Below are 20,270 nucleotides of genomic sequence, written 5' to 3' on the forward strand. Positions count from 1 at the left end.
GACGCATCCCGGACCCGCTCCGGGCGCATGGCAGGATGAGCGCCCGTGGAAGGCACTGAGGTCCGAAAGCTGGCCGCGCTCGAGGACGCCCACTGGTGGTACCGCGAGCGTCGGCACCTCCTGTCGCGGATGATCTCCGGTGTCACCCCGGGGACCGCGCTGGACATCGGCGCCGCCGGCGGCGGCAACACCCGGGTGCTGGAGGCTGCCGGGTGGTCGGTGGCCGCGCTGGAGTACGGCGCCGAGGGGGCCGAGGTCGCGGCCGACCGTGGGCTGTCCGTCCTGCGGGCCGACGCCACGGCTCTTCCGGTCGGTGACGACTCCCTCGACCTGGTGGTGGCGTTCGACGTCCTCGAGCACATCCTCGACGACGACTCCGCGGTGGCCGAGGTGGCCCGGGCCCTGCGCCCGGGCGGCCGGTTCCTGGTCGCCGTGCCTGCCGACCCGCGGCTGTGGTCCGACCACGACGTCGCCGTCGACCACGTGCGCCGCTACACGCGCACGACGCTGCGGGAGGTGCTCGAGCGCGGCGGCTTCGAGGTGACCTCGATGACGTCCTGGAACGTGCTGCTGCGTCCGGTGGTGGCGCTGCGCCGCCGTTCGTCGAGCGGTTCGGACCTCGAGACCGTGCACCCGGTCGTGAACCTCGGCCTGCGCGCGATCGTCACGGTCGAGCGCTGGCTGCCGGTGAAGGCTATGCCCGGTGTGACTCTGCTGGTAGAGGCTCGTCCGCGGGCGTGACCGGACCGGTCAGCGAGTCGTAGGCCACGAAGTAGGTGGGGCGGGCCTGCAGGTGGGCGTACATGCGGCCGACGTACTCACCGAGGATGCCGAGGCAGAGCAGCTGCACGGCACCCACACCCGCGACGGCGACGACGGTCGACGTCCAGCCCGGCAGGGTGTGTCCGGTCGCGCCGGCGATGAGGGCATACGCCAGCAGCAGGAATGCCGCGGCGCCGCCGAGCAGGCCCAGCCAGGTCGCGGCCCGCAGGGGAGCGGTCGAGAAGCCGGTCACGCTGTCCAGCGAGAGCCGGATCATCTTGGCCAGCGGGTACTTGGACTTGCCCGCTGCGCGCTCGTCGCGTCGGTACGTCACCGACGCCGACGGGAAGCCCAGCGCGGGCACGACGAACCGCAGGACGCGGTGGTGCTCCGGCAGGGCGTTGATCGCGTTGACGGTGGCCCGGGACATGAGCCGGTAGTCCCCGGCGTCGACCTGGGCCCCGGTGCCGGACAGCAGGCGGATCAGCCGGTAGAACGCCCGGGCGCTGAGCCGCTTGAAGACCGAGTCGGTGGAGCGGTCGGAACGAACGCCGTAGACCACGTCGGCGCCGTGCAGCCTGGCCTGCGCGAGCATCTCGGGGATGACCTCGGGCGGGTCCTGGAGGTCGGCGTCGAGCGTGACGACGTAGCCGCCCCGCGCCGTGGCCAGACCGGCCGAGATGGCCGCCTGGTGGCCGGCGTTGGCGCGCAGCCGGACGATGCGCAGCTCGGGCCAGTCGCGCAGCATCCGCTGGAGGACGACTGGGGATCCGTCGCTGCTGCCGTCGTCGACCGTGACCACCTCGTAGGTGGTGCCGAGGGTGTCGGCGACCGGGCGCAGGCGGGCCGCCAGGAGGGGCAGGACGTCCTCCTCGTTGTACACGGGGATGACGATGCTGAGCTCCGGCGACATGGTCCAAGACTAGGACCTGCACCATCGGCCGATCGGCACAAAAGGTGAGGGCCCCTCGAAGTATGAGTTCGAGGGGCCCTCTGCGGTGCTCCCACCGCTTCCGGCGAACCGGTGGCGGGTGGATCACCACGTGCGGGTCGCCGTGCCGCCGAGGCGGTCGTGCGTCCCACGGGTGCGGGTCGCCGTGCCGCCGAAGCGGTCGTGCGTCCCACGGGTGCGGTGCCGGCGGCCACCGAGGTGGACGTGGCTCCCGCGGCGGGCCCGGCGGCCACCGAGGTGGCTGCTGGTCCCACGGGTGGTGCAGCTCGCGACCGGACGAACCGGCCAAGACTCTGCCCCAGGTCGACCGCGCACGCTCCCGGCGGACCGGGTCGTACCCACTGCGACGGTGGCTTCCCACGGCTCCGGCGAACCGGTGCCGCGGGTCGGTGCGATCTGGTCAGCGGTCTCGGAGTTCCTCCGCGGCGTCGCCCGCGAACCCGGGACCCGAGGGCCCCAGGACCCCGTCCGGGCGGACCCGGTCGAGGCGGTCCACCGTTATCCGGCTGACCTGTGCCCTGGTCCTCGTGTCGGTCCGGGTTTCCCCTTCCCGACCCTCCGACCGGAGCGCGTGAGAGATTTCTAGCGGCCGGTTCTGTTGCCCCGCAAGGGGTTTCGCCAAGCTCTTTCTGTCCACCGGTTGCCCACACCGTTGTCCACATCCGGTCCCGCTGGGGCAGCACGTTGTGCACAGGGATGTGCACAACATCGGTGGACAACGGGCGTGAGGCGTGGTGGCCCGTGACCGGTAGGCTGGGCCCCATGTCGTCGTCTCTGTCGAACCTGTATGCCGCTGCCGAGGAGCCCCTCCGCGAGCTGCCCATGTCGCCGTACGCCTTCGGTGCCCTCGCGTTCGTCTCGTTCCTCGCCCTGCTGGGGGTCCTCTGGGGCTTCCGCGGCACGGCGCAGAAGCTCGCCGGCCCCGTCCACCACGACGGCGACCACGGCTCACCCCAGGGCGGCCACCACTGAGCATGCGTCTCGGGGTGATGGGCGGGACGTTCGACCCGATCCACCACGGCCACCTCGTGGCCGCCTCCGAGGTCCAGACGAGGTTCGGGCTCGACGAGGTCGTCTTCGTCCCCACCGGGCAGCCCTGGCAGAAGGACGCCCGGGAGGTCAGCCCTCCGGAGCACCGGTACCTCATGACCGTCGTCGCGACGGCGTCCAACCCGCGGTTCACGGTCAGCCGTGTCGACATCGACCGGCCGGGACCCACCTACACGATCGACACCCTGCGTGACCTGAAGACGCAACGCCCCGACGACGAGCTCTTCTTCATCACCGGTGCCGACGCGCTCGCCCAGATCCTGTCGTGGAAGGACGCGGACGAGATCTTCGAGCTCGCCCACTTCGTCGGGGTCACCCGCCCGGGCTACGTCCTGTCGGAGTCCGGCCTGCCGGCCGACCGGGTCAGCCTGCAGGAGGTGCCGGCCATGGCCATCAGCTCCACGGACTGCCGCGCTCGCGTGGAGCGGTCCGAACCCGTCTGGTACCTCGTGCCCGACGGCGTCGTCCAGTACATCAACAAATACCGCCTGTATGCCGCCGGCTCACCTGTCGGCGCAGCGGCACGAACGTAGGAGTGCAGTGCCAGCCACCGACCGATCCCTCGAGCTCGCCAAGGCGGCCGCCGTCGCGGCCGACGACAAGCTCGCCACCACCATCGCCGGCATCGACGTCAGCGAGCAGCTCGCCCTGACCGATGTCTTCGTCATCGTCTCCGCCAGCACCGACCGACAGGTCGGCGCCATCGTCGACGCCGTCGAGGACACGCTGCGCGAGAAGGGTGCCAAGCCGATCCGCCGCGAGGGCGAGCGGGACGGCCGCTGGGTGCTGCTCGACTTCGGCGACATCGTCGTCCACGTCCAGCACGACGAGGAGCGCGAGTTCTACGAGCTCGAGCGCCTCTGGAAGGACTGCCCCGAGATCGACCTGGGCGTGCCCAAGCGCCGCGACGCGTGAGCGACGGACGGCGCCTGCTGCTGGTCCGGCACGGGCAGACCGAGCACAACGCCGGCGGCGTCTGGCAGGGACAGCTCGACACCGCGCTGTCCGACCTCGGCGTGGAGCAGGCCCGCGCCGCGGGCCGCGCCATCGCGGCATACCGGCCGACCCGGGTGGTCACCTCGGACCTGCAACGTGCCCGCGTCACGGCCGAGCACGTGGCCGAGGCCGCAGGCATCGAGGTGACCCTCGACCCTCGCTGGCGTGAGATCCACGTGGGGCAGTGGCAGGGGCTGGCCACCGCCGAGGTGCGGGCGGGGTACGCCGACCTGCTCGAGCAGATGGACGTCGCAGACGTCCGTCGCGGAGTGGACGGCGAGACCCTCGCCGAGGTCGGGGCCCGTGCGGGTCAGGCCCTGCGCGAGGTCCTGGACGGGCTCGGCGCGGGGGAGTGCGTCGCCGTCGTGGCCCACGGCGTCTCGACCCGCGCCGGCATCGCCGACCTGCTCGGGGTGGATCAGCACCTGGCCACCCACGCGTTGCTGACCCTGGGCAACTGCCACTGGGCCGAGCTCCGGCACGGCCGTACCGGGTGGCAGATCGCCGCATGGAACGCCCACGCCTGAGCCGATTTGGTGAAACGGGTGGGTCACTGGGTAAACTTCCGCAGTCGCCTCCGGGGGACACCCTCTCGGGGAAACTCGGGGCTGTGGCGCAGTTGGTAGCGCACTTCCATGGCATGGAAGGGGTCAGGGGTTCGAATCCCCTCAGCTCCACCGAACGACATAAGGACCAGACACGCTTTTCGTCTGGTCCTTATGTCGTTCGAGGAATGTGTATGGGGGATTCGGGAGGAGCCTCCGGCGCGCAGCGCCCCTGGGCGACGGTTCCCCTCAGCTCCACCGAACGACAGAAGGACCAGACACGGCTCGTGTCTGGTCCTTCTGCGTTCGGGGTCCAGGGGCAGGTCTTGACCAGTTGTTGACCCGGGCCTAGACCCTTCGGTCAGCGCGGGCTGGCTGGTCGTCTGGTGTGACGCCGAAAACCTCAGTACGTCAATTGTCGTAGGAGACAGTTGACCCATGTTCACCCCCACCTCACCCGAGATGCTCATGCTGATGTTCCTGGCCGGCGCGCTCCTGGTCGTCCTCGGCGCCGTCGGCGTCCTCGTGCGCACGGCCGCCGCCGCCCCTCGCGGTGTCGTCGTCCCGGGACGTTTCGACTCCCGCACCAGCCGCTGACCGAGCTCCTCCCTCCTGCTCGAACCGGCCCGCACCGGACGGCCCGCCCCGGACGGCGCCCCGCCGCCCCGCGGGCGGCCACCCGCACTGTTTGGGACGATGGACCGGTGACCGCGACCTTCGACTACGACAACACCAGCGGTCGCCCGACCGGGGCGTTCATGGCGGTGCTGCAGGCCCTGTTGCCCGGGGTCCGGTCGGTGCGCAGGCAGATCGACCCGTACGCCCAGGACTGGGCGGAGGCCAACCGACGCGCCCTCTCCCAGGACGGCCCGCTCTGGGTCGCCCTCGGTGACTCCATGACCCAAGGGATCGGCGCCTCGTCGTTCGACCGGGGCTGGGTCGGCCAGCTCTCCGAGCACCTGCGCGAGCAAGGGCGGCCGTACCGTGTGGTCAACCTCGCCGTCACCGGGGCGCGGATCGACGACGCGCTCGAGCGACAGGTGCCGGCCCTCGAGGCGCTCGTCGCGGCCGGCCAGGTCCCTGACCTCGTCACCGTCGTCCTGGGCTCCAACGACGTCGTGACCCCGCGGTACCGGGCCGGAATGTCGGCCCGGTTCGCCACCCTGCTCGACCGGCTGCCCGACGGTGCCGTCGTGCTCAACCTGCCCAACCCCCACAAGGAGGCCCGTCGGCTCGATGCGCTGCTGCGCGAGCGCCAGGCAGAGGGCCGGCTGGTCCTGGCGGACATCCGGCGTCACGGCCCCCGCTCGTGGCGTGGCCGCCTCGCCCCGGACCGTTTCCACCCCAACGACAAGGGGTATGCAGCGATGGCCCACGTCTTCGAGCTCGCCCTCGACAGCAGGAACGTCCCCCCTTCCTGACGGCCGGGCGAGCCGGCCGGGACCAGCCGTGCCAGAGTGGACGGTCCCGCCCGGACCCGCCCGGACCCGCCCCAACCCGACGAAGGAACCCATGTCCGTCAGCACTGCAGACGCCGTCGTCGTCGGCGCAGGACCCAATGGCCTCGTCGCCGCCAACGCGCTCGCCGACGCAGGCTGGGACGTCGTCCTGGTCGAGGCGAACGACGAGGTGGGCGGAGCCGTGCGAAGCGCCGAGGTGACCGCACCCGGGTACACCACCGACCTGTTCAGCGCGTTCTACCCCCTGGCCGCCGCCAGCCCGATCATCAAGGACCTGCACCTCGAGGAGCACGGTCTCGTGTGGCGTCGGGCGCCGCACGTCCTCGCGCACGCCCTCGACGACGGGAGCGCTGCGCTGCTCTGCTCCCGCGCGGAGGACACCGCGGCGGGCCTCGAGGCCGAGGCGGCCGGTGACGGCGAGGCCTGGATGGAGCTCGTGGAGGGCTGGGACCGCATCCGCGACCCGCTGCTCGACGCACTGTTCACACCGTTCCCGCCCGCGGCCTCCGCCCTGCGGATGGTGCGACGGATGGGCGCGGGCGGCACGCTCGACTTCGCCCGCCTCGCCCTGACGCCGTCGCGGCGAATCGGCCAGGAACGGTTCCGGGGACAGGGTGCGGGGCTGCTGCTCACGGGAAACGCCCTGCACAGCGACGTGCCGCCGGATGCCGCCGGCAGCGGCCTGTTCGGGTGGCTGCTCTGCATGCTCGGCCAGGACGTGGGCTTCCCCGTCCCGGAGGGCGGGGCAGGGGAGCTCGCAGGCGCGCTCCGACGACGCGCCGAGAGCCGCGGAGTCCGCGTGCTGACGGGCAGCCCGGTGACCTCGGTGACGACCTCCGGTGGTCAGGCGACGGGGGTGCAGCTGGCCGACGGCACCACCCTGCGGGCCCGTCGCGGCGTGCTCGCCGACGTGCCGGCGACCACGCTCTACCGCGAGCTGCTGGCCGGCCACCCGCTGCCGGCGAAGCTGCACCGCGACCTCGACCGGTTCCAGTGGGACAACGCGACGGTGAAGGTCAACTGGGCGCTGGACCGACCCGTGCCGTGGACGGCAGAGGCCGCCCGGGGTGCCGGTACCGTGCACCTCGGGGTCGACAACGACGGGTTCGTGGACTTCGCCGCCGACCTGTCGGTCGGCAGGGTCCCGCAACGGCCGTTCCTGCTGTTCGGGCAGATGACGACCTCGGACCCGTCCAGGTCGCCGGCCGGGACGGAGTCGGCCTGGGCCTACACCCACGTGCCCCACGACGAGTGGGACGAGGACCGGCTCGCCGCGCACGTGGATCGCATGGAGGAAGCGGTCGAGCGCGTTGCGCCCGGCTTCCGTGGCAGCCAGGTGGCACGTCACGTCCAGGGCCCGGCGGACCTCCAGAACGAGGACGGGAACCTCGTGGGGGGAGCCATCAACGCAGGCACGGCAGCCCTGCACCAGCAGCTGGTGTTCCGCCCCACACCCGGGCTCGGTCGGCCGGAGACCTCGATCCCCGGGCTCTACCTCGCCGGCGCCTCGGCGCACCCCGGCGGTGGGGTGCACGGTGCCTGTGGTTGGAACGCCGCCCGGGCGGCTCTCGGGGCGAACGGGCTCACCGGGCCCGTGCGCCGGGCGCTGACCCGAACCGCGTGGGACCGCCTGCTCAGGACGTGACGCGCTCGCGGTGACGACCCTCGGCGAGGTACGCGAGCCTGCGGAGGGCCTCGACGTTGCGTGGGCCGATCGCGAGCTGCCGCAACGGTTTGGGGACCAGCGTGCCCGGACCCTTGACGGCATCCTCGGCGATCGCGACCGAACACGACCGCTCGTCCCGGGCGGTCACGGTGATGACGACGGCTGCCTCGCCGGCCGGCCACCCACGGGCCACGAGGGTCAGCGTGGTCGGCGCGTCGGACCGGATCACCTTGGACGTGTCGGAGATGACCAACGGCCAGACACCGAACGAGTGGTGCAGCCGCGACCCCTCGGCGGGCCAGCTGAGGTCGACGTCACGGACCCGGGACGCGCCGACGACCCAGGTGGCGTAGTCCCAGCCGTCGGCGAGGACGTCCCAGACGGCCTGCGCCGGGGCGGTGACCTCTCTGGTGACGGTGACGATGCCGTCGTGGCCGGTGCTGATCCTGCTCATGGTTCGAGCTTCTTCCTGGTGGGGATGGCTACGGAGGTCGCTGGAGTCGCCTCGGGTGGAGCCGCCCGGCCCACGCTGTTGGAGCCGGACGGCTCCAGTCTGTCCCTACCCGCGCAGGACCGGTTCAAACCGGACACCCGGGCGCGGCTCACGTGGTGACCCAACGGCCGGTTCGGGCGTCGAGCCGTGCCAGGCCGCGGTCCGCGAACGCCGCGAGCCACCCCTCCATCGGGAACCAGCCCCACCGGTCGCGGAAGACGTTGGCGTTGCGGACGATCGAGGTGAGGTGTCCCAGCGGGGGCGTGTCGGTGGGGTGGTGCTGGTGGTACGCCGCGGCGCCGCCGACCCAGAGCATGGTCCCGCGAGCAGCACCCAGGCGCTGGCCGAAGTCGGTGTCCTCGGCGCCGTAACCGGTGTAGTCCTCGCTGAACCCGCCCAGGCGCCCCCAGTCCGCGGCCGTCACGGCGAAGGACAGCGACCAGAACAGGCGCAGGTCGTCGGCGACCAGGACCGCGCGCTCGTCCGGCGCCGGTCGACCCGGGTGGGGATCGGCGAGCTCGTCCAGCCGGTCGTGGCGGTAGTCCCGGGCGTGGGCGACTGGCGGGAGGTACGCGACCGTCCCGCAGGCCACGACCGGGCTCTGGTGGGCGGCGAGCGCTCCGACGGGACCATGCCCGTCACCGCCGAGGACCTGCGTGTAGCGCTCGAGCGTCCCCGGGGCCGGGATGCAGTCGACGTCGAGAAAGACGAGGTGCTCGGCTCCGGCGGCGATCGCGGTCAGGGCGCCGGTGTTGCGGGCGCGGGCGAGGGGCAGCTCGCCACCGGGGTCGAGGTCCACGGGGACGACCAACGTGGGCGTGCCCATGCAGGTGGATCTGGGCGAGGAACCGGACGACGACCCGGACGACGACCCGGACGACGACCCGGAGACGGACCTGACCTGGTCCGGGTCGAGGACGGTCGAACCCACGGTGGAACCGGCGTCGGAGACGACGGCGGCGATCTCGGGGTCGTCCATGGCCACGACGACGTGCAGGTCGGCCGGGGCGCTCTGCCGCGCGAGGCCCCACAGCTGCCCTCGCAGGTGCTCGTGGCGGCCGCGCACGATCGTGACCACGGCGGTACGGGGCCGGCCGGTCACGGGGCGATCCCTGCGCTGGTGAGCCGGGTCAGGTGGTCGGCCACCTGCTGGGCTCCGGTGCCGTCCGACCAGCGTGCCCAGCCGTGCCCGCCGCGTGCCACGGCGAGCTCGAGCAGCTCCGGCCAGTCCTCGGGCTCGGGCCACTCGGTGCGACCCACGGCGATCCGCCAGTCGTCGATGCGCCGAGCCGTCCACTCCTGCTCGGCGTGGGGTCGGGGCTGGGCCACCACCACCGCCGGACGACGTGCCGCGGCGGCTTCGGCAACGGCGTTCTGGCCCGCGTGCGTGACGACGACGTCGGCACGTTGCAGGTCGTCCCAGAGGTCCCTCGACCCGTGGTGCCCGGGGGAGCGCTCGACCCAGGTCCACCCCGGGGTCGCGGCGCGGGCGGCGCGGACGTCGGCGTCGGTGGTCGCCCGGCCGCCGGCGCCCCACAGGAGGAGGACGGTCCGGTCGCCTGACCCGTCGGCACGGTCCGCCGGGGTGGCCGCGTCGGTGGAGGGGGCCGGCAGGGTGCGTCCGTCGAACCGGGAGATGCCCCCGACGAACCATGCCTTGTCGACCCACCGGTCCGGCCAGTGCAGGTCGTGGGCGCCGCGGGGCCACGGCGCCAGCAGCGCGTCGGCGGTGTCGTACGCCAACCGGTGGGCGCGGTCCTCGCGCTGTCCCGGCATGGCCACGACGACGGTGGGTACGCCGGACAGGCGGGCCAGGAGGGCGACCTCGACCGACACGTCGACGACGACGGCGCGTGGGCGCTCGTCGGCGGCCCAGGAGGTGAGCTGCGCCGCCCGTCGGGCCAGGCCGGTGTGGTGCCGGGGCGCCCAGTGCAGGACCCCGTGGGCGGTCACGTCCCGCTCCGAGGGGTTCCCTGTCGGAGGGTCGTCGTCCCGGGCCAGGTCGGTCCAGCCGCTCGTCCACCCGGGTGGGCGTGGACCGGAGCTGAGGCCCCATACCGGCTCGTCCAGGACAGCCGCGATGCTCTGCATGCGGGTGAGGTGGCCGGCCCCGTGGTGGTGCGCGTAGTAGCCGATCACGCGGCGGCCAGACTGGTCCGGGCGAGGCTCAGGTAGACCTCGAGGTAGGCGTCGACCATGGCGTCGAGGGAGCAGTGCTGGACCGCGTGGGCCCGGCAGGCTGCGCGGTCGAGGCGGGTGACGGCATCGACCTGGGCTGCCGCGGCGGCGATGTCACCGGGGTCGACGAGCACCCCGCACTCGGGGACGACGAACTCGGGCAGGCCACCCCGTCGGTACCCGAGAATCGGTGTGCCACAAGCCATCCCCTCGGCCGCGACGAGCCCGTACGGCTCGTCCCACGCCGGGGTGACGAGCATGGCGGCGCTGGCGCCGACGAGCGTGCGCAGGCTCGGGACGTCGAGGTGTCCGACGTACTCCGCGGACGGTCCGAGCAGCGGCTCGAGCACATCGCGGTGGTAGGCGGGGTCGCCGATGGGTCCGGCCAGTCGCAGGTGGCGCCCGCTGGCCGCCGCGATGCGGACCGCCTCGTGGGGTGCCTTCTCGGGCACGATGCGCCCGACCCAGACGAGGTCGTCACCGCCGGGGCCGGGGGTCCAGACACCGGTGTCGATGCCGTTGTGGACGACGGCGGCCTCGGTGACGTGACCCCACTGGCGGGCCGTGTAGCCGCTCACCGCGACGAACCGTGACCGCTGCTGGTCCATCAGCCGGATCGCTGGTTCGAGCCACGGCGTCGGCGGGGTGTGCAGGGTCGTGAGCATCGGCGCCGGGCACGACTGCGCGAGCGCCACCGGGAGATGGTGGAGGCTGTTGTTGTGGATCAGGTCCACGTCGGTGCGACCGCCCAGCTCGAGCATGACCTGCAGGTAGGCGTGGTGCTCCTGCAGCCAGGACTCCGCCGGCATCGAGACGTCGGAGCGGGCCGCGTCGCTGAGCTGGAGCGGCAGCACGGTGATCTCGCGGGCGTCCAGCGCAGGGTCGCTACCGGGCCCAGCGAACAGGGTCACCTCCACACCGCGGGCGCGCAGACCCTTGACCAGGGCCCAGGTGAGGGACTCGAGCCCCCCGGCGAACGGCTGGCGCAGCGGGTGGCGGGCCGACGCGAGGATCACGACGTGCATGCGAGCCCCCGTGTCCCGGCGCGGGAGATGGCCCGCGCGTAGATCGCCTCGTGCGCACGGGCCAGTGACGCCCGTTCCGTATGGCGCTCGCGCACCGACGCGCGCGGCGCCGCCTCCCCGGCCAGCCAGTGGTCGTGGGCGGTCCGGACGGCCTCGACGAAGGAGGACGTGCGGGTGGGGCCGGACGCGGCATACGACAGGACGGGGCGCTGGTCGGCGTAGAAGCCGCAGTCGGGGGCAACCACCCAGGTGCCGAGGTCGTGGCACGCCTCGAGCCAGCCCGAGTGCGTGCCGAAGCGGTAGGCGAGGACGGACACGTCCAGCCCGTGCAGGTAGGCGAACAGCTCGTCGTCGGTGAAGAAGTCGTGCACGGCGAGCTCGAGCCGCCCGGCGTCGGCGAGGGACCGCAGACGCTCCGACAGGACCTCGTCGTGGCGCGGGAAGCCCGCGGTCATGACGTCGGTGTGCGCGTCGACCCGCAGCACCGCCCCTGGGAGGGTGGGCAGGGCCTCGAGGAGGGCGTCGACGAGGGGGACCGGGTCCATGTTGGCGCGCAGGCTCTTGGCGTGGATCCCGATGACGAAGGACCGGCCGTCGACGCGCGGCTGCTCGAGCCACGCATCGGGGACGACGTGGGGGTGCGGCAGGACCGTGGCGGCGCGTCCCCAACGGCGCAGGATCGTCGCGGCCGCCCCCTCGGTCAGCGTGATGAGCTCGTCGGCCTCCGCCACGAGGACGCCCAGCTGGGCCTCGTGGGCCTCGGGGGTCTCGTGATGGGGGTTGCGCAGGTCGTGGACGGTGAGCACGAGGGGTAGGTCGTGGCTGCGCAGGGCGGCGACGACGCCCCGGAGGTCCTCGGGGGACACGGCGTCGAACCCGAAGTGCACGTGCATCACGTCGAACTCGTCGGCGTGCTCGTGCACCCACTCCGGGGTGAGCATGCGCGGGGGCCACCAGGGCGAGTCCGGGGAGGATCCCGACGGCGGGTCGGGCAGCCGGACGACCGCTGGGGCGCCCGGGCCGGGGCTCTTGCCCCCGGTGGGGGCGGGGCCAACGGGGGACAGGTGGCGTACGTAGACGTGTCCAGCAGGGACCGAGGCGACAACCGTGCTCAAGACTTCCTCCAGGGAGGGGAGTCGAGCCTGCGTCAGCAGAGCCCGACAGGGCAGCTGGCGCGTGGTTTGACCGGCTAGTGGTTACTGCCCCTCAACGTAGACCCCTGCACCGACAACGGCGACCGGCGAGCACGGGAGGGCCCTCAGGAGGTGCTGCGGCCGTGGCTACTGGTGATCTTCTCCGCGATGGCGGCGAGCTTGGTGTTGGTGCGGCTGGAGGCGCTGCGCAGGATGGCGAACGCCTGCTCGGCGTCGACGTCGTGGGCGGCCATGATCAGGCCGACGGCCTTGCCGATCTCCCGGTTGCTGTCCAGCCCACGACGCAGGTTCTCGACGTCGGCCTGGCGGTCGGCCGCGGTCAGCGCGACCGAGGTGAACGCCGCCAGGACGGCACCGATGTCCGCCGACTCGCTCGTGAGGGCGCCGGGGGTGTCGGAGAAGACGTCGAGGGCCGAACGGCCCCCCTCGCCCTGCTGGAGGCGGTAGCCGATCATGCCGCGCACGGGGGTCCGCGCGATCGTCAGCTCCGCCAGGGCCGGCCAGGTCGACGTGGTCGTGATGTCCTCGTCGCGCTGGAAGGAGTCCTCGAGGATGCTGTCGAGGCACGGTCCCTCTCCGGCCTCCGTCTCGAGCCGGTCCATCAGGGCCGCCACGTCGTCGCTGGCGGCGCGGGAGGTCAGGGTGCGGTCCGCGGCCAACGACGCGATGGAGACGTGGTCGGCGCCGGGGATGATGTCGACGGCACGGACGCAGATGGTGTCCAGGACCTCCTGGCAGTCGGCTCCGGAGTAGACGAGCTCGGCCAGGGAGGCAAAGGCCTCGGAGGCCTCGCGGGGGATGCTCGGTGACATGGCAGAAGTATCGCTCTCGCGCGGCGGCCCGCACATCCGGGGGATCCGCCCGCTGTTGCGGGTGGTGGCCAGCGGTGGTTGTGTTGAGGGCAGACACGTGGTCCAACAGCGGCGCCATGGTCCTCCTCCGCGCGACGGGACCTTCATGGCTGCTCCACTTCAAGACCTACCCCACCCGGCCGAGTCCGGGCCCGACGACCTCGCGTCCCGACACGACCTGGCCGACCGGTTGCTCGCCAGGGCCGAGGGCTGTGGGGACGCCGACACCGTCGAACGACTGCGTCAGGAGGCCGTGCTCCTCACGCTGGACCTGCCCGAACGAGTCGCTCGTCGCTACGGCGGACGCGGCATCGACACCGACGACCTCGTCCAGGTCGGTCGGATGGCCCTCGTCAAGGCCGCTCACGGCTACCGGGTCGGTGCCGGCAACGGGTTCGCCTCGTACGCACTCCCCACGATCCTCGGCGAGGTCAAGCGTCACTTCCGCGACACCGGCTGGGCCGTGCGCCCGCCCCGACGCCTCCAGGAGGTCCGCGTCCAGGTCATCGCCGAGGAGGACCGGCTCAGCCAGGACCTGCACCGTTGGCCCACGCCGGCCGAGCTGGCCCAGGCGCTCGCGGTCGACGTCGAGGAGGTGCGCAGCGCGCGGCTGTCGGGCGCTGCCTACACGGCCGTGTCGCTCGACCTGCCGACGGAGGACGGGGGCGGGGTCGACGTCGTGGCCCGGGAGAGCGCCGACGTCGACCACCTGCTGCGCCTCCAGGTGGTGCGTCAGGGAGTGGAGCACCTCAGCGAACGTGAACGGCTGATCGTCCACCTGCGTTTCGTGGAGGAGCGGACCCAGTCGGAGATCGGCAGGGTGCTAGGGGTGAGCCAGATGCAGGTGTCGCGGCTGCTGACGTCGATCATCGCCGGCCTCCGCCGAGAGCTCGTGGACGTGGCTGCGGCCGCCTGAGGAATACACCCCCCGGGGGTATCGTTGCCCGGACCATGGACACCCACACGATGCACCACCCCGGCGGGTCGCTCTGGAGCCAGGCGACGGCAGCCACGCTGCACTGCCTCACGGGCTGCGCCATCGGGGAGGTGCTGGGGATGGTCATCGGCACCGCCCTCGACCTGCACAACCTCGGGACCGTCCTGCTGTCGGTCGTCCTGGCGTTCGTCTTCGGGTACGGGCTCACGATGCGCTCGGTGCTCGGCTCGGGCCTCGCGCTGCGGGCCGCCCTCGGTGTCGCGCTCGCGGCGGACACGGTGTCGATCTCGGTGATGGAGGTCGTCGACAACGGGTTCATCCTCGTCGTCCCGGGTGCCCTGGACGCCGGGCTGGCCAGCTGGTTGTTCTGGGCGTCGCTGGTGGCCTCGCTCGCCATCGCGTTCGTCGTCACGGTGCCGGTCAACCGGTGGCTCATCTCCCGTGGGCGGGGCCACGCCGTGGTCCACGGGCTGCACCACTGACGGCTCGGGCGACCACCCACCACGCGTGTGCACCTGCTCCACCCCTGCTGGCCTGCGCTAACCTAGCTGCATGGCACGGCAGCTCCTCCTTCGATAGCCGCGTTGGCCCCCGGATCACCGAGGCCACCGCGGCCAGCCCCTCCACCGCGAGGGGCTTTGTTGTGAGTACCACCTGCTGTGGGTACCCGCAGTGAGAGCAGCCCCCGTCCGCCAGACGCGACACGACACGAGGATGAGATGAGCGAGACGCCGCACCGCTACACCGCCGAGCTGGCCCAGCAGATCGAGCTGGCCTGGCAGGACCGCTGGCAGGAGGAGGGCACCTTCCACGCGCCCAACCCCGCCGGTCCCTGGGCCGAGCCGGAGAAGGTGGCCGACCGCGAGAAGCTGCTCGTCCTCGACATGTTCCCCTACCCCAGCGGCGCCGGGCTGCACGTGGGCCACCCCCTGGGCTACATCGCCACCGACGTCTTCGCGCGCTACCACCGGATGACCGGCAAGAACGTCCTGCACTGCCTGGGCTACGACGCGTTCGGCCTTCCCGCGGAGCAGTATGCGGTGCGCACGGGCCAGCACCCCCGCAAGACGACCGAGGAGAACATGGTCGTCATGAAGCGCCAGCTGCGCCGGCTGGGGCTGGGGCACGACGACCGCCGCACGATCGCGACGATCGACCCGGGCTACTACAAGTGGACCCAGTGGATCTTCCTGCAGATCTTCAACTCCTGGTACGACCCCGAAGCCGTGCGGCCCGACGGTGGCGTGGGTCGGGCCCGCCCGATCGACGAGCTGGTGCAGGAGTTCGCCTCGGGTGCTCGTGCCGTGCCCGGGGGCGGGGACTGGGCGTCCCTCGCGCCCGTGGAGCGCTCCGCCGTGCTGGACGACTTCCGGCTGGCCTACACCTCGGAGGCGCCGGTCAACTGGGCCCCCGGACTGGGCACCGTGCTGTCCAACGAGGAGGTCACCAACGACGGGCGCTCGGAGCGGGGCAACTTCCCCGTCTTCAAGACCAACCTGCGCCAGTGGATGATGCGCATCACCTCCTACTCGGACCGTCTGGCCGACGACCTGGACCGCGTGGACTGGCCGGAGAAGGTCAAGGCCATGCAGCGCAACTGGATCGGGCGCAGCCAGGGTGCACACGTGAGGTTCCCGGTCGTCGGGCACGACGCCGCGATCGAGGTCTTCACGACCCGTCCCGACACGCTGTTCGGCGCCACCTTCATGGTGCTGGCCCCCGAGCACCCGCTCGTCGACTCGCTGGTCCCGGCCGGCGAGTGGGCTGCCGGGACGAACCCCGCCTGGACGGCGGGCGAGGGGTCGCCGGCCGCTGCCGTCGCGGCATACCGGCTGGCGGCGTCGCGCAAGAGCGACCTCGAGCGACAGACCGAGGGCAAGGACAAGACCGGTGTCTTCACCGGTGCCTTCGCGACGAATCCCGTGACCGGGCAACAGGTTCCGGTCTTCATCGCCGACTACGTCCTCATGGGGTACGGCACCGGTGCCATCATGGCGGTCCCCGGTCAGGACGAGCGCGACTGGGACTTCGCGGCGAAGTACGAGCTGCCGGTCATCCGGACCGTCCAGCCGACCGAGGGCCACCCGGAGGACCAGGCGTTCACGGGCCAGGGTGCGGCGATCAACTCCTCGAACGACGAGATCTCGCTGGACGGCCTGCCGATCGCCGAGGCCAAGGCCGCGATCATCGACTGGTTGTCCGGCAAGGGACTCGGTGAGGGCACCGTCAACTACAAGCTGCGCGACTGGCTGTTCAGCCGGCAGCGCTACTGGGGTGAGCCGTTCCCCATCGTCTTCGACGAGGACGGTGTCGCGCACGCGGTGCCCGAGTCGATGCTGCCGGTGGAGCTGCCGGACGTCCCCGACTACTCTCCCAAGACCTTCGAGCCCGATGACGCCTCCTCGCAGCCCGAGCCGCCTCTGGGTCGGGCGCGCGAGTGGGTCGAGGTCGAGCTCGACCTGGGTGACGGCCGTGGGGTGCAGAAGTACCGTCGCGAGACGAACACCATGCCCAACTGGGCGGGCTCGTGCTGGTACTACCTGCGCTACCTCGACCCGGCGAACGACGCGGCGTTCGTGGACCCGGAGAACGAGAGCTACTGGATGGGTCCGCGGGAGACGCCGGTCGACGGTGCGCCCGCGGGCGTGACCGACCCCGGTGGCGTCGACCTCTACATCGGTGGTGTCGAGCACGCGGTGCTGCACCTGCTCTACGCCCGCTTCTGGCACAAGGTGCTCTACGACCTGGGCCACGTCAGCAGCGACGAGCCGTTCCGGAAGTACTTCTCGCAGGGGTACATCCAGGCTCCGGCCTACCGTGACGACCGCGGCCAGATCGTCCAGGCGACCGAGGTCGTCGAGGTGCCCGACCACGCCGGGGGCGAGCCGTCCTACACGTGGCAGGGCAAGCCGGTCACCCGCGAGTTCGGCAAGATCGGCAAGTCGCTCGGCAACGTCGTGAGCCCGGACGAGATGTGCGAGCAGTACGGCGCCGACACCTTGCGCGTCTACGAGATGTCCATGGGACCGTTGGAGCTCAGCAAGCCGTGGGAGACGCGAGCCGTCGTCGGTGCACAGCGCTTCCTGCAGCGCATGTGGCGCAACGTGATCGACGAGGAGACCGGGGAGGTCCGGGTCGTCGACGCGCCCCTGGACGACGCGACGGCCCGGGCCCTGCACAAGACCATCGACGCCGTCTCGCGCGACTTCCCGACGCTGGGGTTCAACACGGCCATCGCCCGCCTGATCGAGCTGAACAACGCCTTGACCAAGCTGGACGCAGTGCCGCGCGAGGCCGCGGAGAAGCTCGTCGTCATGACGGCGCCGCTGGCGCCGCACATCGCCGAGGAGCTGTGGTCCCGGTTGGGGCACGAGGAGACGGTGACGTTCGAGGCCTTCCCGGTGGCCGATCCCGCCCTGCTGGTCGAGGACACCGTCACCTGCGTCGTGCAGATCAAGGGCAAGGTGCGCGACCGCCTCGAGGTCCCGGCCGACATCAGCGAGGACGCCCTGCGCGAGCAGGTGCTGGCCCTCCCGAAGGTCGTCGCCGCGACCGAGGGTGGCATCCGCACGGTCATCGTGCGGGCGCCCAAGCTCGTCAACGTGGTCCCGGTCTAGGTCGCCGGGCCAGGTCTCCGGTCCGATGAGCTGGGTCGAGGTCGTCGTGGCGCTGACCGCGCTGGCCTCGGCCCTGCTCTCGGGGGCGCTGTTCTCGTTCTCCGCGTTCGTCATGCGGTCCCTCGGGCGGCTCGACCCGCCGGAGGGGATCCGGGCGATGCAGCGGATCAACGAGGACGCGCCCCGCAGCCTGCTCATGGTGCCGCTGATGGTGTCGCCGGTGGGTTCCCTCGTGTCCGCGGTGGCGGTCCTGGCCGGCTGGGGTGTGGAGGGCTCTCCCGTGGGCGAGTCGCGTGCCCTCGTGCTGGCGGGTGCGATCCTCGGGGTGCTCGCGTTCGTCGTCACCGCAGCTGCGAACGTCCCCCGCAACAACGCCCTGGCCACGCTCGACGCGGGCGACCCGGGCGCCGCCGGTGAGTGGGCGGCATACCGGGTGTCGTGGACCCGTTGGAACCACGTCCGGGTCGTGCTGGCCCTCGGCTCGGCGGTGCTGCTCGCGGCTGCCCTGCGCGGGTAGCCTTCGGACGTGTCCGTCGCCATCGTCACCGACTCCACGGCCTACCTGCCGCAGTCGGTCGTCGACGCCCACGGCATCCAGGTCGTGCCCCTGCACGTGGTGATCGGCGGCACCGAGTTCAGCGAGGGTGTCGACGTGACGACCGCCCAGGTGGCCACGGCACTGCGCGCGTTCCGGCCGGTGTCGACGTCACGGCCGTCGCCCCAGGCGTTCCTCGAGGCGTACGAGAAGGCTGCTGCCGGGGGAGCGGACGGTGTCGTGTCGGTGCACATCTCGGCCGACATGTCCTCGACCGTCGAGTCCGCCCACCTCGCAGCGAAGCAGTCCCCAGTGCCCGTGCGCGTGGTCGACTCGCGCTCCCTCGGCATGGCGATGGGGTATGGCGTCGTGTCGGCGGCTCTGCTCGCTGACGCGGGTGCCTCGCTGGACGAGGTTGCGGCACAAGCACTTTCACGCGCGGCCGGGGCCCGAGTCGTGTTCTACGTGGACACCCTGGAGCACCTGCGGCGTGGCGGCCGGATCGGATCGGCCTCGGCCTTCCTCGGGTCGGCGCTGGCGATCAAGCCGATCCTCGAGCTCGTCGACGGACGCATCCGGCCGCTGGAGAAGGTCCGCACCTCGACCCGCGCCCTGGCCCGGCTGGAGGAGATCGCGGTCTCCGCGGCCACGTCGTCGGGAGATGGGTCCGGCGTCGACATCGCGGTGCACCACCTCGACTCCGCCGCCCGCGCCGAGGACCTCGCCGAGCGGCTGCGGTCGCGGGTGGAGAGCGCCGACGAGGTGTCGGTCGTCGAGCTCGGTGCCGTCGTGGGGGCGCACGTCGGTCCGGGAACGCTGGCGGTGGCGGTCTCCCCGCGCCCTGCGACGGAGCCATCCACGCGTTCCGAGGCGGAGCCCTCCCCGCGCTCCGCGGCGGCGGCCGACGGCCAGCCCCCGGTGGAGGCCTGAGCCGTCGTGGACACCCTCGTCACGCTCGGGCACGCCTCCTCCTGGGAGCTCGCCAAGGTACCGATCGCCGCGGCCGTGGCCTTCGTCGTGGGGGCGGTCAACCCGGCGACCATCCTCGCCAGGCTCCTGGGCAAGGACCTGCGGTCGTCGGGTTCGGGCAACCCCGGGGCGACGAACGCCGGCCGCGTCCTCGGCGCCCGCTGGGGTGTGGTGGTCGGCGTCCTCGACGTGCTCAAGGGGCTGCTGCCGGTCCTGCTCGCGGCGCACTTCCTCGGTGCCGTCACGGCGCTCGTCGTCGGGCTCGCGGTCGTCCTCGGCCACATCTGGTCGCCGTTCCTCAAGGGCCAGGGCGGCAAGGGCGTGGCGACGTCGTTGGGGGCGATCCTCGCCGTCGAGCCGTGGTTCGGGCTGGTCATGGTGCTGGTCTTCGTGCTGCTCGTGTGGCGACTGCGGTGGGTCGCGGGGGCGTCCGTCTCGGCCTGCCTGCTGCTCCTCGCCCTCGGCCTGGTGTCGTGGCTGCGGTGGGTGCCGTTCGGCTCGCGTGACACGGGTGCCTGGTGCGTCGTGCTGGCGCTGCTCGTCATCTACCGCCACCGGCGCAACATCGAGCTGTGGATCTCGGCCCGTCGCGACGCGACGTCCGGCGACGGCTCCTCGTCCACAGCCTGAGCTCCCCGCGATCCCTGTCCACAACGACCAACCTTCGGGTTCGGCCAGCCGCGATGGGCTTCCTAGCGTGCCCGTATGCCGTTGCGCCGCCGCCCGCCCGAGCCCTCTCCACGACTGCGGGCCCTGCTCGCCTCCGGCAGCGCCCTCCCGGCTCGGGGCACGGCTGACCCTCCGCCGGCTGGGGGCACGGCTGAGCCTCCGCCGGCTCGGATCTCGTCGGCGGCCCCACCGGTCACCGCGTGGCAGCCCGACCGTGACTGGCTCGAGGACGTAGGGGGTCCGCATGCTGTCGACCGACGCCCGCCGCAGCGGCCCTCGACGGGTGGTCGGCACCGTCGGCCGACGCCCCCGGGCCCGCGGTTCTTCGCCCTGCCCCAGTCGTTCGTGGGCGCGCGGCTGAGCGGTCCTCGTGCCGCCGTCGCGGGGCTGCTCATCGTCGTGGTGGTCGCC

At 72.2% G+C, this 20,270-nt stretch carries 22 protein-coding genes and 1 tRNA gene; 16 read left to right on the top strand and 7 right to left on the bottom strand.

The genetic code is table 11. The features are described from left to right. Positions 1-45 precede the first annotated feature (45 nt). The gene (locus tag ACYVKF_RS05870) at positions 46-741 is read left to right on the top strand and encodes a class I SAM-dependent methyltransferase (RefSeq protein ID WP_056918156.1); all 696 of its coding nucleotides are present in this window, start codon (positions 46-48) and stop codon (positions 739-741) included. Here ACYVKF_RS05870 and ACYVKF_RS05875 read toward each other — a convergent pair. Continuing rightward, on the bottom strand, positions 695-1,675 hold the full coding sequence (locus tag ACYVKF_RS05875; protein ID WP_056915050.1) for a glycosyltransferase family 2 protein: 981 nt from the start codon (positions 1,673-1,675) through the stop codon (positions 695-697). The two genes, ACYVKF_RS05870 and ACYVKF_RS05875, sit on opposite strands and share 47 nt — an antisense overlap. A gap of 801 nt (positions 1,676-2,476) precedes the next feature. Between ACYVKF_RS05875 and ACYVKF_RS05880 the strand changes: the two genes are divergently transcribed. The 8 genes from ACYVKF_RS05880 to ACYVKF_RS05915 all read left to right on the top strand — a co-directional run bounded on the left by ACYVKF_RS05880 (position 2,477) and on the right by ACYVKF_RS05915 (position 7,410). Beyond that, positions 2,477-2,686 carry a hypothetical protein gene (locus ACYVKF_RS05880; protein ID WP_460965489.1) on the top strand — a complete coding sequence of 70 codons (210 nt, stop codon included), beginning with the start codon at positions 2,477-2,479 and terminating at the stop codon, positions 2,684-2,686. A gap of 17 nt (positions 2,687-2,703) precedes the next feature. Further along, complete coding sequence (gene nadD, locus ACYVKF_RS05885; RefSeq protein WP_056917178.1) at positions 2,704-3,297, top strand: nicotinate-nucleotide adenylyltransferase; 594 nt, start codon at positions 2,704-2,706, stop codon at positions 3,295-3,297. A 7-nt stretch (positions 3,298-3,304) separates the two neighbouring features. Then, positions 3,305-3,679 (top strand): ribosome silencing factor, encoded by a 375-nt coding sequence (gene rsfS, locus ACYVKF_RS05890; RefSeq protein ID WP_056915047.1) that lies wholly within the window; start codon positions 3,305-3,307, stop codon positions 3,677-3,679. Further along, positions 3,676-4,287: a histidine phosphatase family protein gene (locus ACYVKF_RS05895; protein ID WP_460965492.1), complete on the top strand. Its 612-nt coding sequence runs from the start codon at positions 3,676-3,678 to the stop codon at positions 4,285-4,287. Before rsfS ends, ACYVKF_RS05895 begins: the two co-directional genes overlap by 4 nt. 77 nt (positions 4,288-4,364) lie before the next feature. Further along, a tRNA-Ala gene (locus tag ACYVKF_RS05900) sits at positions 4,365-4,437 on the top strand. A gap of 306 nt (positions 4,438-4,743) precedes the next feature. Beyond that, the gene (locus ACYVKF_RS05905) at positions 4,744-4,902 is read left to right on the top strand and encodes a hypothetical protein (protein WP_157581361.1); all 159 of its coding nucleotides are present in this window, start codon (positions 4,744-4,746) and stop codon (positions 4,900-4,902) included. 107 nt (positions 4,903-5,009) lie between these two features. Then, entirely contained in the window at positions 5,010-5,726 is a 717-nt protein-coding gene (locus ACYVKF_RS05910; RefSeq protein ID WP_460965494.1) for an SGNH/GDSL hydrolase family protein, read from the top strand. A 91-nt stretch (positions 5,727-5,817) separates the two neighbouring features. Further along, the gene (locus tag ACYVKF_RS05915; protein WP_460965496.1) at positions 5,818-7,410 is read left to right on the top strand and encodes a phytoene desaturase family protein; all 1,593 of its coding nucleotides are present in this window, start codon (positions 5,818-5,820) and stop codon (positions 7,408-7,410) included. On the opposite strand, the gene ACYVKF_RS05920 is transcribed toward ACYVKF_RS05915, so the two are convergent. The 6 genes from ACYVKF_RS05920 to ACYVKF_RS05945 all read right to left on the bottom strand — a co-directional run bounded on the left by ACYVKF_RS05920 (position 7,400) and on the right by ACYVKF_RS05945 (position 13,093). Beyond that, a complete protein-coding gene (locus ACYVKF_RS05920; protein ID WP_157581359.1) occupies positions 7,400-7,885 on the bottom strand; it encodes an SRPBCC family protein in 486 nt (161 codons plus the stop codon). The genes ACYVKF_RS05915 and ACYVKF_RS05920 overlap by 11 nt on opposite strands. 148 nt (positions 7,886-8,033) lie before the next feature. Further along, the gene (locus tag ACYVKF_RS05925) at positions 8,034-9,026 is read right to left on the bottom strand and encodes a glycosyltransferase family 2 protein (protein WP_460965498.1); all 993 of its coding nucleotides are present in this window, start codon (positions 9,024-9,026) and stop codon (positions 8,034-8,036) included. Then, positions 9,023-10,063, bottom strand: coding sequence for a glycosyltransferase (locus tag ACYVKF_RS05930; protein WP_460965500.1), 1,041 nt, complete (start codon positions 10,061-10,063; stop codon positions 9,023-9,025). Before ACYVKF_RS05930 ends, ACYVKF_RS05925 begins: the two co-directional genes overlap by 4 nt. Next, a complete protein-coding gene (locus ACYVKF_RS05935; RefSeq protein ID WP_460965502.1) occupies positions 10,060-11,127 on the bottom strand; it encodes a glycosyltransferase in 1,068 nt (355 codons plus the stop codon). Before ACYVKF_RS05935 ends, ACYVKF_RS05930 begins: the two co-directional genes overlap by 4 nt. Continuing rightward, positions 11,115-12,242 carry a glycosyltransferase family protein gene (locus tag ACYVKF_RS05940; RefSeq protein ID WP_460965504.1) on the bottom strand — a complete coding sequence of 376 codons (1,128 nt, stop codon included), beginning with the start codon at positions 12,240-12,242 and terminating at the stop codon, positions 11,115-11,117. The genes ACYVKF_RS05935 and ACYVKF_RS05940 overlap by 13 nt, the downstream gene beginning before the upstream one ends. Before the next feature lie 143 nt (positions 12,243-12,385). Then, positions 12,386-13,093, bottom strand: coding sequence for an ANTAR domain-containing protein (locus ACYVKF_RS05945; protein WP_056915040.1), 708 nt, complete (start codon positions 13,091-13,093; stop codon positions 12,386-12,388). Between the two features lie 145 nt (positions 13,094-13,238). Between ACYVKF_RS05945 and ACYVKF_RS05950 the strand changes: the two genes are divergently transcribed. From ACYVKF_RS05950 to ACYVKF_RS05980, 7 genes are all read left to right on the top strand, one after another. Then, positions 13,239-14,048 carry a sigma-70 family RNA polymerase sigma factor gene (locus ACYVKF_RS05950; RefSeq protein ID WP_460965506.1) on the top strand — a complete coding sequence of 270 codons (810 nt, stop codon included), beginning with the start codon at positions 13,239-13,241 and terminating at the stop codon, positions 14,046-14,048. A gap of 35 nt (positions 14,049-14,083) precedes the next feature. After that, a complete protein-coding gene (locus tag ACYVKF_RS05955) occupies positions 14,084-14,551 on the top strand; it encodes a DUF4396 domain-containing protein (RefSeq protein WP_235530637.1) in 468 nt (155 codons plus the stop codon). A 237-nt stretch (positions 14,552-14,788) separates the two neighbouring features. Then, a complete protein-coding gene (gene leuS / locus ACYVKF_RS05960) occupies positions 14,789-17,686 on the top strand; it encodes a leucine--tRNA ligase (RefSeq protein WP_460965508.1) in 2,898 nt (965 codons plus the stop codon). Between the two features lie 25 nt (positions 17,687-17,711). Beyond that, positions 17,712-18,203: an anthrone oxygenase family protein gene (locus tag ACYVKF_RS05965; protein WP_460965510.1), complete on the top strand. Its 492-nt coding sequence runs from the start codon at positions 17,712-17,714 to the stop codon at positions 18,201-18,203. A gap of 9 nt (positions 18,204-18,212) precedes the next feature. Next, entirely contained in the window at positions 18,213-19,151 is a 939-nt protein-coding gene (locus tag ACYVKF_RS05970; protein WP_460965512.1) for a DegV family protein, read from the top strand. 6 nt (positions 19,152-19,157) lie between these two features. Then, the gene (gene plsY / locus ACYVKF_RS05975; RefSeq protein ID WP_460965514.1) at positions 19,158-19,820 is read left to right on the top strand and encodes a glycerol-3-phosphate 1-O-acyltransferase PlsY; all 663 of its coding nucleotides are present in this window, start codon (positions 19,158-19,160) and stop codon (positions 19,818-19,820) included. Positions 19,821-19,895: 75 nt separating this feature from the next. Then, positions 19,896-20,270 (top strand): hypothetical protein (locus ACYVKF_RS05980; protein ID WP_460965516.1); only part of this gene is annotated, 375 nt, incomplete at its 3' end.

Source organism: Pedococcus soli (genome assembly GCF_054782575.1).